Source organism: Pseudomonas sp. KBW05, from assembly GCF_003852405.1.
In the GTDB taxonomy this organism is placed as follows: Bacteria; Pseudomonadota; Gammaproteobacteria; order Pseudomonadales; family Pseudomonadaceae; genus Aquipseudomonas.
This window is the reverse complement of sequence record NZ_QAJM01000056.1, coordinates 375-14585: the sequence shown is the minus strand read 5'-3', so window position 1 is coordinate 14585 and position 14211 is coordinate 375. Positions and strand designations below refer to the sequence as shown.

The 14211-nt window shown below is 63.1% G+C and carries 10 protein-coding genes; 2 read left to right on the top strand and 8 right to left on the bottom strand.

Annotated features, from left to right (window positions below):
- Window positions 1-30: 30 nt before the first annotated feature.
- The 8 genes from moaA to DBR46_RS29800 are packed head-to-tail and all read right to left on the bottom strand — an operon-like array spanning window position 31 to window position 11376.
- Window positions 31-1017, bottom strand: a complete 987-nt coding sequence (gene moaA / locus DBR46_RS29835; protein ID WP_124529985.1) for a GTP 3',8-cyclase MoaA — start codon at window positions 1015-1017, stop codon at window positions 31-33.
- A gap of 1 nt (window position 1018) precedes the next feature.
- Window positions 1019-1912: a peptidylprolyl isomerase gene (locus DBR46_RS29830; protein ID WP_124529983.1), complete on the bottom strand. Its 894-nt coding sequence runs from the start codon at window positions 1910-1912 to the stop codon at window positions 1019-1021.
- 10 nt (window positions 1913-1922) lie between these two features.
- Window positions 1923-2603, bottom strand: a complete 681-nt coding sequence (gene narI, locus DBR46_RS29825) for a respiratory nitrate reductase subunit gamma (protein ID WP_124529981.1) — start codon at window positions 2601-2603, stop codon at window positions 1923-1925.
- Window positions 2596-3351: a nitrate reductase molybdenum cofactor assembly chaperone gene (narJ, locus tag DBR46_RS29820; RefSeq protein WP_124529979.1), complete on the bottom strand. Its 756-nt coding sequence runs from the start codon at window positions 3349-3351 to the stop codon at window positions 2596-2598. The genes narI and narJ overlap by 8 nt, the downstream gene beginning before the upstream one ends.
- Window positions 3352-3354: 3 nt before the next feature.
- Window positions 3355-4893 carry a nitrate reductase subunit beta gene (gene narH / locus DBR46_RS29815; RefSeq protein WP_017735786.1) on the bottom strand — a complete coding sequence of 513 codons (1539 nt, stop codon included), beginning with the start codon at window positions 4891-4893 and terminating at the stop codon, window positions 3355-3357.
- Window position 4894: 1 nt separating this feature from the next.
- Window positions 4895-8668 (bottom strand): nitrate reductase subunit alpha, encoded by a 3774-nt coding sequence (locus tag DBR46_RS29810; RefSeq protein ID WP_124529977.1) that lies wholly within the window; start codon window positions 8666-8668, stop codon window positions 4895-4897.
- Window positions 8669-8725: 57 nt separating this feature from the next.
- Window positions 8726-10123, bottom strand: coding sequence for a NarK family nitrate/nitrite MFS transporter (locus DBR46_RS29805; protein ID WP_124529975.1), 1398 nt, complete (start codon window positions 10121-10123; stop codon window positions 8726-8728).
- A 2-nt stretch (window positions 10124-10125) separates the two neighbouring features.
- Window positions 10126-11376: a nitrate/nitrite transporter gene (locus DBR46_RS29800; RefSeq protein ID WP_124529973.1), complete on the bottom strand. Its 1251-nt coding sequence runs from the start codon at window positions 11374-11376 to the stop codon at window positions 10126-10128.
- A gap of 310 nt (window positions 11377-11686) precedes the next feature.
- Between DBR46_RS29800 and DBR46_RS29795 the strand changes: the two genes are divergently transcribed.
- Both DBR46_RS29795 and narL read left to right on the top strand, forming a co-directional pair.
- On the top strand, window positions 11687-13489 hold the full coding sequence (locus DBR46_RS29795) for a HAMP domain-containing protein (protein WP_124529966.1): 1803 nt from the start codon (window positions 11687-11689) through the stop codon (window positions 13487-13489).
- Window positions 13486-14133 (top strand): two-component system response regulator NarL, encoded by a 648-nt coding sequence (narL, locus tag DBR46_RS29790; RefSeq protein ID WP_124529964.1) that lies wholly within the window; start codon window positions 13486-13488, stop codon window positions 14131-14133. Before DBR46_RS29795 ends, narL begins: the two co-directional genes overlap by 4 nt.
- Window positions 14134-14211 lie beyond the last annotated feature (78 nt).

Sequence of the window (14211 nt, the reverse complement as noted above, 5' to 3'; positions counted from 1 at the left end):
ACCGAAGAAACGGATATGTACACAGGCCAATCACCCCCCACTCACATTCATAAACCGCACCACCTGCACCTCCCCCCCCCCAGTAAAATCATGCCGCAACGGCTTCCCCCTCAACGCCCCCACCAACGCCTCAACCACCGGCCCATCATCCAACGGAGACCCCCTGAGCAACCCCCGCAAATCCACCGAATCCTCCTGCCCCAAACACAACAAAAGCCTCCCCTCCACCGTCACCCGCACCCGATTACAACCCCCACAAAAATTATGCGAATTAGGCGAAATAAACCCAATCCGCGTGCGAGGATGCCGCACCAACCGCACATACCGCGCCGGCCCCCCACTCGTCTCAGCACTGTCGAGCAACTCATACTCCCGGGCGATCACCGCACGCACTTCATCACTGGCACAAAACGTCTCCCCCCGCGACCGCCCCACATCCCCCAAAGGCATTTCCTCGATAAAACTGATATCAATCCCCCGCTCAATGGCGTACCGAACCAACCCCGGCACTTCATCAAAATTGCGCCCCTTCATCACCACACAGTTGAGCTTGACCCGCTCAAACCCCGCGACGCTGGCCGCTTCGATCCCATCCAATACCTGGCGCAAATCACCGTTACGAGTGATCGCCCGAAACCGCTCGGGATCAAGACTGTCGAGGCTGATATTCATGCGCTTGACCCCCGCCTCCACCAACGGCCGCGCCAACCGCGCCAGTTGCGAGCCATTGCTGGTCATCACCAACTCACGCAAGCCCGGCAACGCAGCGATGTTGCGGCACAGGCCGACAATCCCCGGACGGATCAGCGGTTCCCCACCGGTGAGGCGGATCTTGCGCACGCCCTGCCCCACAAACAGCGCGGCCAGGCGCTCCAGTTCTTCCAGGCTCAACACCTGTTGGCGCGGCAGGAAGGTCATGGTTTTCGCCATGCAATACACACAGCGAAAATCACAGCGGTCGGTCACCGACAAGCGCAGGTAGTCAATCGAACGGCCGAGCCCATCCACCAGGCTCATGTCATTGCACCAACGGCGAGTCGGCGCCCTGCAAGGCGAGGCCACGGATGTCCGCCGCGCCAATCAAGGTGTGCAGGTATTGCACCAGTGCCTTCTGCCACACGCCTTGCTGCAACTGGGTGCGGATCGCGCCGGCCACTGCCTCATAAGGCAACGGCTGGCCTTCGACGCGCTGGTCGATGCTGATCACGTGCCAGCCGTAGCGGCTTTCCAGGGGTTTGTCGGCCAGGCCCGGCGCCAGGGTGAACAGCTGCCGCTCCAGTTCCGGCACGGTCTGGCCCTTGCTGATCTGGCCCAGCGAACCGCCCTGGGCCTTGGACGGACACGCCGAGTACTTGAGGGCCAACTCGGCAAAGCTGCCGGGGGTTTGCGCCAGGCTCAGCAGGAGGATTTCCGCCTGCACATGGGCCATCTGCCGCGCCTCGGCGTCGTCCGGCGCGCATTCGAGGAGGATGTGCCGCACCGCCAGCAACGGCGCGCTGTGGAAGCGCCCGCGATTGCTGTCGAAGTAGTGCAGGCACGTCGCCTCGTCGCACTGCGGCACGCTGATTTCACGTTCCAGCAGCAAGCGAGTGGCCGCTTCTTCTTCGTTCTCGCCGGGGGCGATGTCCACCGCCAGGCCGAGCGCGCTGATGCGCTGCTGCAACAGCTCGCGGATCACCAGCGCGCGGGCGGCCAGGTACACTGCCGACTCGCGGCTTTCCGCCGGGTGATATTGCAACTCCAGGGCCATCGCCTCCGGCGTGATCAGCACGCCGTTCACGCTGACGATGGGCCATTCCTGTTCACTGCTGGCGATCAATGCAGGCGCCGCCTCTGCCACTTCCACCACCTCGACTTCCGGCGCTGGCACCGACGACCCACAACCTCCGCCACATCCGCATCCTGTTGTCATGACCGTCTCCTCACGACTTCTGCCGCACGATTTGATAACGCCGCCCCAGGTACCAGATCGGCGCGCTGACCACGTGCACCAAGCGGGTAAACGGGAACAGCACGAACAAGGTCAGGCCCAGCGCCACATGGGCCTTGTAGATCAGCGACACTGGCGCAATCGCCGCCGCCGCTTCCACCGGCCGCAGCAGCACCACGTTCTGCGCCCAGTCGGCGAGCATCACCATCACCGAGCCGTCCATATGGCCGGTGGACGCGACGATGGTCAGCAAGCCCAGCAGCAACTGCGCGAGCAGCACCAGCAGAATGAGGATGTCCGACGCACTCGACGTCGACCGCACCCGTGGATCGCTGAGGCGGCGCTTGACCAGCATCAACAGGCCCACCAGGCACAGCAGGCCGAAAAAGCCACCGGAGACCATCGCCAGCAACTGCTTGTTCTCGGTGCTGATCACATGGTGGTACACCGACGCTGGCGTGAGCAGGCCGACAAAATGCCCGGCCAATACAAACAGCACGCCGATATGGAACAAGTTGCTCGCCACACGCATGCCACGGTTGTTGAGCATCTGGCTGGAGCCGGCCTTCCAGGTGTACTGCGCCAGGTCGAACCGCGCCCAACTGCCCAACAGGCAGATCGCCAGGGCGACGTAGGGATACACCCCGAATACCAGCAAATTCCACTTAGACATTACCCACCTCCCCGGCCGGCACGGCGGCCGGCCCTTGCTGCTGAAAATCCACCCAGTGCAACGGCACGGCGCTTTCTTCGCGGGCCTTGCCCGGCGCACTCGGCAGGGCACTGCAACGGTCCTGCTGTTCGGCCTGCATAAAGTCCACGGCCTCTTCTTCCCAGACCTTGTCGAGGGCTTCGAGGGAGTCGTCACGCGGCTCGGCGGCCACCTGCGCACGCACCTCGGCCACCGCCTGGTGCGGCTCTGCGCCGGCGATCTGCAACAGCGCACGGAAGCAACTGGCGTAGGCGCTCTCGCGCTCTTCCAGACGCGCGCCGAGCAAGGCCAGCAGGTGCGCCACATCCGCCAGGCCCTCGCGGGCCTCGATGTCTTCGCGGGTGGACAAGAACTCCAGGTACAGCGGGATGTAGTCCGGTAGCTCCTTGACGCCGATGGCAAACCCGGCCGCCTCGTACTGGGCCATCATGTCCACCATGGCCTGGCCACGGTCGCGGGATTCACCGTGCACGTGCTCAAACAACAGCAGCGACAACGAACGCCCACGGCCAAACAGCGCGCCGTAGTGCTCCTGGCCGTCCATCAGGTCGTTGGCGCAGATCAGCTCCAGCAATTCGAACAGCGCGCCGCGTTGCTTGGGGCTGATTTCCCGCGACTCGATAATCGCCTGCTCCAACTCATCGCGGCCGTTCACCAGGCGTTCGGTGGGGTAGTCCAGCAGCAGCGAAATCACTTTAAGAATGCGCATGGCTCAGTCCTCCCAGATCTGTACGGTTTTCAACACGTCGCGGCGGTTGGCCTTCTTCGCGCCAAACATATTGGTGTCGGAACTGCCGCTGCAGCCGCTGCCAAAGCTGAAGCCACAACCGGAACGCTCGGCGAACGCGTCACTCATGGCGTCTTCGCGGTGGGCGCTGGGCACGACAAAGCGGTCCTCGTAATTGGCGATGGCCAGGTAGCGGTACATCTCTTCCACCTGGGGCACACTCAGGCCGACGTCTTCGAGCACTTGCAGGTCTTGCACGCCGTCCACTTGCTGGGAGCGCTTGAAGGCACGCATGGCCAACAGGCGTTTAAGGGCGCGCTTGACCGGTTTTTCATCGCCTGCCGTAAGCATGTTGGCCAGGTAACGCAGGGGGATGCGCAGGCTGTCCACATCCGGGATCACGCCGTTCATGCCCACGGTGCCGGCAGCGGCAGCGTTCTGGATTGGCGAGAGTGGCGGCACGTACCAGACCATCGGCAAGGTGCGGTACTCGGGGTGCAACGGCAGGGCGAGCTTCCAGTCCACGGCCATTTTGTACACCGGCGAACGCTGCGCCGAGTCGATCACCGACTGCGGCACGCCATCGGCCAGGGCCTGGCGGATCACCGCCGGGTCGTTGGGGTCGAGGAAGATCTCCAGCTGCTTCTCGTACAGGTCCTGCTCGCTGGCGGTGCTCGCCACTTCGCTGATGCGGTCGGCGTCGTAGAGCAACACGCCAAGGTAGCGGATGCGCCCGACGCAGGTTTCAGCGCACACGGTAGGCATGCCGGCTTCGATGCGCGGGTAGCAGAAGATGCACTTCTCGGATTTGCCGCTCTTCCAGTTGAAGTAGATTTTCTTGTACGGGCAGCCGCTGATGCACATGCGCCAGCCACGGCATTTTTCCTGGTCGATCAGCACGATGCCGTCTTCTTCGCGCTTGTAGATCGCGCCGCTGGGGCACGACGCCGCGCACGCCGGGTTGAGGCAGTGCTCGCACAGGCGCGGCAGGTACATCATGAAGGTGTTTTCGTACTCGCCGTAGATGTCGGCCTGGATCTGGTCGAAGTTCTTGTCCTTGCGCCGCTTGGCAAACTCGGTGCCTAGGATTTCTTCCCAGTTGGGCCCCCACTCGATTTTCTGCATGCGCTTGCCCGACACCACCGAACGCGGGCGTGCGGTGGGTTGGTGCTCGCCGAGCGGCGCGGTGTGCAGGTGTTGGTAATCAAAGTCGAACGGCTCGTAGTAGTCGTCCAGGCCCGGCAGGTCCGGGTTGGCAAACAGGTTGGCGAGCACGCGGAACTTGCCGCCGATACGCGGGTTGATGCTGCCGTTGGCATTGCGCACCCAGCCGCCCTTCCACTTGTCCTGGTTCTCCCACTCCTTGGGGTAGCCGATGCCGGGTTTCGATTCGACGTTGTTGAACCAGGCGTATTCCATGCCTTCGCGGCTGGTCCACACGTTTTTGCAGGTGATCGAGCAGGTGTGGCAGCCGATGCATTTGTCCAGGTTGAGGACCATGCCGATTTGTGAGCGGATTTTCATCTCAGTTCTCCTCGAGATCAGTCGGCAATGGGCGTGGCAGGTCATCGCCGTGGGAGCCATCGAGCCAGTCGACCTTGGCCATCTTGCGCACCACGACAAACTCGTCGCGGTTGCAGCCGACCGTGCCGTAATAGTTGAAACCATAGGCCTGCTGGGCATAGCCGCCGATCATGTGGGTCGGCTTGAGCACCACGCGGGTCACCGAGTTATGGTGGCCGCCACGCGTCTTGGTGGTTTCCGAACCGGGCACGTTCACGATGCGTTCCTGGGCGTGGTACATCATCACCATGCCTTCCTTGACGCGCTGGCTGACCACCGCGCGGGCGGTCAGCGCGCCGTTGACGTTGAAGCATTCGATCCAGTCGTTGTCCTCGATGCCGGCGCGCTTGGCGTCGATTTCCGAGAGCCACACGATCGGCCCGCCACGGCTGAGGGTGAGCATCAGCAGGTTGTCGCTGTAGGTGCTGTGGATGCCCCACTTCTGGTGCGGGGTGATCCAGTTCAGCACGATCTCCGGCTCGCCATTGCTGCGCTTGCCCTTGACGCCTTCGATGGTGCGGGTGTTGACCGGCGGCCGATAGCTCATCAGTTGCTCGCCGAAGGCCTGCATCCACGGGTGGTCCTGGTAGAACTGCTGGCGGCCGGTGATGGTGCGCCATGGAATGTTTTCATGGACGTTGGTGTAGCCGGCGTTGTAGCTCACGTGCTCGTCTTCGAGGCCCGACCAGGTGGGGCTGGAAATGATCTTGCGCGGTTGCGCCTGGATATCGCGGAAACGGATGGCTTCGTGGGCCTTGGAAATCGCCAGGTGGCTGTGGTCGATGCCAGTGAATTCCGACAGCGCGGCCCAGGCTTTCAGGGCGACCTTGCCGTTGGTTTCCGGGGCCAGGGACAGAATCACCTCAGCCGCATCGATGGCCGTGTCGATCTTCGGCCGGCCGTGGCTGATGCCCGCATCCCCTTCGTGATGGTTCAGCTCGCCGAGGAACTCGACTTCTTCCTCGGTATTCCAGTTGATGCCCTTGCCGCCGTTGCCGAGTTTTTCCAGCAACGGGCCGAGGGAGCTGAATTGCTTGTAGATATTCGGGTAGTCGCGTTCCACCACCGCCATGTTCGGCGCGTTCTTGCCGGGTACCGGCACCACGCCGGCGCTTTTCCAGTCGGTGCCGCCAAAAGGCTGGGCCAGTTCGCCGACGCTGTCATGCATCAGCGGCACGGTGACCAGGTCCTTTTCCACACCGAGGTGCCCGACTGCCATGGCCGAAAAGGCCTTGGCGATGCCTTTGTAGATTTCCCAGTCGGAGCGCGACTCCCACGCCGGGTCGATGGCGGCTGACAACGGGTGGATAAACGGGTGCATGTCCGAGGTGTTCATGTCGTCTTTTTCGTACCAGGTGGCGGTCGGCAAGACGATGTCGGAATACACGCAGGTGGACGACATGCGGAAGTCCAGGGTGGTCACCAGGTCGAGCTTGCCGATGGCGCCGTCGTCGACCCACTCGGCTTCGGTGGGCTTGCTCTCGCCGCCAAAGCCGATGTCTTCGTTCATCACGCCGTTCTTGGTGCCCAGCAGGTACTTGAGCATGTACTCGTGGCCCTTGCCCGACGAGCCGAGCAGGTTGGAGCGCCAGATAAACATGTTGCGCGGGAAGTTCACCGGGCTGTCCGGTTGTTCACAGGCAAAGCGCAGGGTGCCGTCCTGCCAGGACTTGACCACGTAGTCTTTGGGGTCCATGCCAGCGGCGGCCGCTTCACGGCAGATATGCAGCGGGTTGCGGTTCAGTTGCGGCGCGCTGGGCAGCCAGCCGGCGCGTTCGGCGCGGATGTTGTAGTCCAGGGCATGGGTGGGGAACTGGGACTTGTCTGCCAGGGGCGAGAGCACGTCGTGCATGTTCATTTTTTCGTGGCGCCACTGCGAGCTGTGGCCGTAGAAGAAGCTGGTGCCGTTCATCTGCCGTGGTGGGCGGTTCCAGTCCAGGCCGAAGGCCAGGGGCAGCCAGCCACATTGCGGGCGCAGTTTTTCCTGGCCGACGTAGTGGGCCCAGCCGCCGCCGGTCTGGCCGACACAACCGCAGAGCATGAGCATGTTGATCAGGCCACGGTAGTTCATGTCCATGTGGTACCAGTGGTTCATCGCCGCGCCGACGATGATCATCGAGCGGCCACGGGTCTTGTCGGCGTTGTCGGCGAACTCGCGGGCAATCTGGATCGCCTTCTCGCGGCTGACGCCGGTGATCGCTTCCTGCCACGCCGGGGTGCCGGGCACGCTGGCGTCGTCGTAGTCCCTGGCCACATTGCTGCCGCCCAGGCCACGGTCGATGGCCAGGTTGGCCGCCGACAGGTCGAACACCGTGGCGACCTTGGCCACGCTGCCATCGGCCAGCACCACGCTGTGCACCGGCACGCGGCGGAACTGCACGGCTTCACCGGCCACGTGCTGGAAGTGTTCGTGGGCTTCACCGGCAAAATACGGGAAGGCCACTTCGGCAACGTCGTCGCCGATCAAGCTGAGCTTGAGGTCGATGGCGCGGCCTTCACCGCCTTCTTTGGCGAGGATGTTCCACTTGCCCTTCTCGCCCCAGCGGTAGCCAATGGCGCCCTGTGGCGAGACCAGCGCGCCGCTTTCGTCGAGGGCGATGGTTTTCCATTCCGGGTTATTGTCCTGGCCGAGGTTGTCGATCAGGTCCGAGGCGCGCAGGAAGCGGTCGGGCTGGAAGCCTGCGCCCGGGGCAAAACCGGTCACGGGCTTGAGCATCACCAGCACCGGCAAGTCGGTATAGCGCTTGGCGTAGTCAGTGAAATACGGACTCGGGTGGTCCAGGTGAAATTCCTTGAAGATCACATGGTTGAAGGCCTGGGCGAGCGCAGCGTCGGTGCCCTGCTTGGGGTTGAGCCACAGGTCGGTGAGCTTGGCCACTTCCGAATAGTCGGGAGTGATGGCCACGGTCTTGGTGCCCTTGTAGCGCACCTCGGTAAAGAAGTGTGCGTCGGGGGTACGGGTCTGCGGGACGTTGGAGCCCCAGGCAATGATGTAGTTGGAGTTGTACCAGTCGGCCGATTCCGGCACGTCGGTCTGCTCGCCCCACACCATCGGCGAGGCCGGTGGCAGGTCGCAGTACCAATCGTAGAAACTCAGGCACACCCCGCCCAGCAGCGACAGGTAACGGGAACCGGCGGCGTAGCTGACCATGGACATGGCCGGGATCGGCGAGAAGCCGACAATGCGGTCCGGCCCGTATTGCTTGATGGTGTAGACGTTGGAAGCGGCAATGATCTCGTTCACCTCCTCCCAGTCGGAACGGATAAACCCGCCCATGCCACGCTTGCTCTTGTACGACTCGGCCTTGGCCTTGTCCTCGACAATGCTCGCCCAGGCTTCCACCGGTGCCAGGGTCAGGCGCGCTTCACGCCACAGCTTGAGCAGCGGCTTGCGGATCTTCGGGTACTTGAGGCGGTTGGCGCTGTAGATGTACCAGCTGTAGCTCGCACCGCGCGGGCAGCCACGGGGTTCGTGGTTGGGCAGGTCGTTGCGGGTGCGCGGGTAGTCGGTCTGCTGGGTTTCCCAGGTAATCAGGCCGTTCTTCACGTAGATCTTCCACGAGCAGGAACCGGTGCAGTTCACCCCGTGGGTGGAGCGCACGATCTTGTCGTACTGCCAGCGCGAACGGTAGACGTTTTCCCAGTCGCGGGACTCCTTGCGGGTCTCGCCGTGGCCGTCGGAGAACTCGTCTTGCTTGCGGTTGAAGAACCGCAGTTGATCCAGTAAGTGACTCATGATGCTTTCCTCATCAGGCGTGCCGTGGGGTGCGTTGCCCCGCGAATTCGTGGTCGATCAGCAGGGTGTGGCGCAGCCTTTGCGGGCGTACCACCACCAGGTCACGACGATGCAGCTCAGGTAGAAACCGACAAACAGGTAGAAGGCCATGGCCGGGCTGCCGGTGGCGGCCATGGAGGTGCCGAAGGTCTTGGGGATGAAGAACGCGCCGAACGCGCCCATGGCCGAGCTGAAGCCCAGCACGGCGGCGGATTCCTTGCCGGCGTCCTTTAAGGCTTGTTCACGCACGGCGGCCGGTTGGCCGGCGCTGGCTTTCTCGTGAACGGTGCGGAAGATCACCGGGATCATGCGAAAGGTGGAGCCGTTGCCGATGCCGGTGGTGATGAACAGCAGCATGAACAGGCCCAGGAAGCCGTAGAAGTTGCCCGCCTCGCCCTGCTGCGGCAAAAAGTGCAGCACACCGAACACCATCACGATCATCAATACGAAGTTCCACAGGGTCACCCGTGCGCCGCCCAGCTTGTCCGCCAGCCAGCCGCCCAACGGGCGTACCAGGGCGCCCACCAGCGGGCCGAGGAAGGCGAACTTCAGCGCGACCACTTCGGGAAACGAGGTCTTGATGAGCAACGGGAAGGCCGCCGAGAAGCCGATGAACGAGCCGAAGGTCGCCAGGTACAACCAGCACATCAGCCAGTTGTGCTTGCGCTTGAAGATCACCGCCTGGTCGCTGAACGAGGCGCGGGCGCTGGACAGGTCATTCATGCCGAACCAGGCCGCCACGGTGACGATAAGGATGAACGGCACCCAGATGAATCCGGCGTTCTGCAACCACAGCTGGCTGCCATCCGCCAGGGTCTGCGGCTGGCCACCGAGCGCGCCGAACGCAGCAAAGGTGATCACCAGCGGCACGCAGAACTGCATCACCGACACCCCCAGGTTGCCGAGGCCGGCGTTCAAACCGAGGGCGGTGCCCTGCTGGGACTTGGGGTAGAAAAAGCTGATATTGGACATGCTCGAGGCGAAGTTGCCGCCACCAAAACCGCAGAGCAAGGCGATCAGCACAAACACGCTGTACGGGGTGCTCGGGTCTTGCACCGCGAAGCCCATCCACAGCGACGGCAGCAGCAACGAGGCGGTGCTCAGGGCCGTCCAGCGACGCCCGCCGAAGATCGGCACCATGAACGAATAGAACACCCGCAACGTCGCACCGGACAGGCCCGGCAAGGCCGCCAGCCAGAACAGTTGATCGGTGGTAAAGCTGAAACCGATGGCGTTGAGGCGCACGATCACCGTGCTCCACACCATCCACACTGCAAAGGCCAGCAACAGCGCGGGGATCGAGATCCACAGGTTGCGGGTCGCCGTCTTCTTGCCGCTGGCGCCCCAGAACGCCGGGTCTTCGGGGCGCCAGTCGTGGATCACCGGACCCGAGTCGGGCTTTTGCGCGATAGACATGATCATTCTCCTCTGCCGGCTCGTTTGCCGAGCAACGGCTGTTTGCGGATTTCGCTGAGGTACATCCAGGTCAGGGACACCCAGACCACGTCGTACATCAACATGAAGCAGGAAGAGCGCACGCCGGTGAGGTCCACCAGGGCGCCGAACATAATCGGCAGCACAAAACCGCCCAGGCCACCGGCGAGGCCGACGATGCCGGACACCGCGCCCATGTTGTGCGGGTAGTCATTGGCGATGTATTTGAAGACCGAGGCCTTGCCGAACGCGAAGGCGATGCCCATCACAAACAGCAGCACGGTGAACAGCGTGGGGTTGAGACCGATGTGGAAATCCAGGGGACCGTTGACGGTCATCACTTGCAGTTGGGTCTGCGGATAGCTGAGCAGGAACAGGCAGATCCAGCTCACCCACAGCACCCACCAGGTCACGCTTTGCGCGCCCCAGCGGTCCGACATCCAACCGCCCACCGCGCGCAGCACACCGCCGGGCAGGGAGAAACACGCCGCCAACAGCGCAGCGCTTTGCAGGCTGAAACCGTATTCCTGCACGTAGTACTTGGTCACCCACAAGGCCAGCGCCACGTAGCCGCCGAACACAATCGAGTAGTACTGGCAGTAGCGCCACACGGCCGGGTCTTTCAGGCACGCCAACTGCTCACGCAGGCTGGCGCCGCCGGCACTGCGGTGTGCCTTGTTTTCGCTGGTGAGAAACCAGAACAGCAGCGCGGTGATAAACAGGATCGCGCTGAACACCTTGGGCACCAGGTGCCAGGTGCCGAGGGCAATCAGCGCCGGGGCGAGAAACTTGGTCACCGCCGCCCCGGCGTTGCCGGCGCCGAACACGCCCATGGCAAAACCCTGGTTGTCCTTGTCGAACCATTTGGCGACGTAGGCGATGCCCACCGAAAACGAGCCACCCGCCAGGCCGACAAACAGGCCGAGCACGAGGAACTGCCAATAGGCGGTGGCGTAGGTGATCAGGTACAGCGGCAGTACGCAGACCAGCATCAGCAGGAAAAACACAATGCGCCCGCCGAAGCGATCCGTCAGCAGGCCCAGCGGGAGGCGCACCAGGGAACCGGTCAGCACCGGCGTGGCGGCCAGCAGGCCAAACTGGGTTTCGTTGAGTTGCAGCAGGTCTTTGATCGGCACGCCGAGCACGGCGAACATCATCCACACCATAAAGCAGACGGTGAAGGCCAGGGTGCTCATGCCCAGCACCAGGCCTTGTCGCAGACGGGGTTGAGTCACGGTATGCGCTCCAGAAAGTGATTCCATGAGCGCAGGTTAGGGGCGACACCCCCGCAGAACTTGACCCAGATCAACGTGGGCCGGGTGGGTCTGGGGCTATGCTGGCCCCGTCTACCTCCTTGGAGGTAGTCAAAAAATCAAGAGAAAGCCTTTATTTATCAATGGATTGCTCTCTTGTGCCGGCTTTTATCCGTGGGAGGGTTCGCCGGCAATTCTTTAGAGGTAGTGCGCCAGGGAAGGCCACGTTCAACCCCCTTTCCCGCTCCAGGTGCAAGCATGCTGCTCCCCCACTCCGTTCGATTGCGCCGTCATGGTTGACTGGCTGCGCAGCTCCCTGCCCGCCCGCGCCGGCCTGGCGGTAATCCTGATCGCCATCCTCGCCCTGGCCAGTTCCCTCAGTGCCGGGCTGATCGCCTGGTTCAGCCAGGGCGACGCCGCCGCGATCAACACCGCCGGTTCCGTGCGCATGGAGACCTACCACCTCAGCTGGAAACTCGCCGCTGGCGCGCGCGCGGATGAAATCGCCGAGGTCAGCCAGAGCCTGCAACGGCGCCTCGACAGCCAGTCGCTCAAGGCGGTGCTGGAAGACGGCCCGCAAAGCGCCCTGTTGCAGAGTTACCAGCAGATCCAGCAACGCTGGAACGACGAACTGCGCCCGGCGGTAATGCGCGGCGACGCGGCGCTGTTCCAGGCCCAGGCGCCGGCGTTTGTCGAGCAACTGAACCGCTTCGTCAGCCTGTTGCAGCAACAGAGCGAGCACAAGCAAGGCTGGCAACAGGCGATCCAGGGCCTGGCGCTGTTCAGCACCTTGATCATTCTGCTGCTGGGCCTGTACGAGTTGCAGTACGGCGTGGTCACGCCGCTGCAAGAACTGGTGCACGCCACCCGGCGCTTTCGTGACGGTGACTACCAGACCCGGGTCAACCACCGCTCCGACGACGAGTTGGGCCAACTGGCCCTGAGCTTCAACGCCATGGCCGAGACCATCGAAGCGTCCCATCGCACCCTCGAAAGCCAGGTGCAGCTCAAGACCCTCAACCTGCAACAAGCCAACGCCGCCCTCGAACTGCTGTACCAGAGCAGCAGCAGCCTGGCCACGCGCCTGGCCAATGCCGAGGGCCTCGATGAACTGATCCGGCGCTTCCAGAAACGCTTGCCGGGGCTGCGCTTGTCACTGTGCCTGCAAGGCCACTTCCTCGCACCGGCCCAGCAGATGCTCGCCCTGCACGGCGAGCACAGCCGCAACGTCTGCGCGATTGGCGATTGCGCCACCTGCGAGCGCGCCCACGTCGCGCCGCCGCAGGTGTTCAGCATCAGTAACCAGGGCGCCGAACTGGGTGAACTCAAGGCGCACTTCCTCGACGGCCATGCGCCCCAGGATTGGGAGCAACAATTGATCCAGGCCCTGGCCAACCTGATCGGCACCTCGCTGTCCCTCAAGCGCCAGCGCGAGCAGGACCACCGCCTGCTGCTGTTGGATGAGCGCACCATCATCGCCCGCGAACTGCACGACTCCCTGGCCCAGGCGCTGTCGTACATGAAGCTGCAAGTGAGCCGTATGCAAACCCTGATCCGCCGTGGCGAACCGGTAGAAAGCCTGGCCAGCGTCACCGCCGAACTGCGCGAAGGTTTGAACAACGCCTACCGCCAACTGCGCGAATTGCTCACCACCTTTCGCTTGCAGATCCACGACGCCGGGCTGGTGCAAGAGCTGCAAGACACCGCCGCCGAATTCTCCCAGCGCGGCGAGTTCCAGGTGCATCTGCACGTGGATGCGCTGGCGTTCCAGCTGTCGGCCAGCGAGCAGATCCACCTGTTGCAGATCACCCGTGAAGCCCTGTCCAACTGCCTGCGGCACGCCCATGCGCAGAATGCCTGGCTGCAACTGCGCCAGGTCGGCGAGACCGTCAGCCTGAGCATCGACGACGATGGCCGCGGTTTTTGCGGCGACGTGGACAAACGTGAACACCACGGCCTGACCATCATGGACGAACGCGCACGCAGCCTGCACGGCCACCTCGACATCAGCCCCCGCGAGCCCCAGGGCACCCGGGTGCAGCTGCGTTTCCAGCCGGAATTCCTCGGCCATTCCCTACAAGGCACCGCCCCATGAACACCGCCACGCGCCACCGTATCCTGCTGGTAGATGATCACCCGATGATGCGCCACGGCATGCGCCAGATCCTCGAACTGGAAGACGACCTGCACGTGGTCGGCGAGGCCGGCAACGGCCAGGAAGCCCTCGATCAGATCGTCAGTCTGCAACCGGACTTGGTGTTGCTGGACAACAACATGCCGCACATGAACGGCCTGGAAACCCTGCGTCGCCTGCGGGCCATGGACTATGCGGGCAAGGTGTTGCTGTTTACCGTGTCCGACGCTGAAGACGATGTGCGGGATGCGCTGCGACTGGATGCCAATGGGTATTTACTCAAGGACATGGAGCCGGAACTGGTGGTGGAGTTTATTCGTGATGCGTTGCATGGCGCGCTGGTGATCAGTCCCGGGTTGACTCGCGTGCTGGCCCAGGCGTTGCGCTCGCCGCAGCCCCATGCGGCGGTGGAATTGACTGAGCGGGAGCGGCAGGTGCTGCGTACGATTGCCAGTGGGTATAGCAATAAGGTGATCGGGCATAAGTTGGGGATTACGGAGGGGACGGTGAAGGTGCATGTGAAGAATTTGCTGCATAAGCTGGGGTTGAGGTCGCGGGTGGAGGCGGCGGTTTGGGCTATGGAGCATTTGCGGCAGGTGGGGTGAGTGGCCTTGGGTACATATCCGTTATTTGGGTAACGGCGGCTTATGGTTCCGCCCTTACGGCGGGTCACTTTGGAAAAG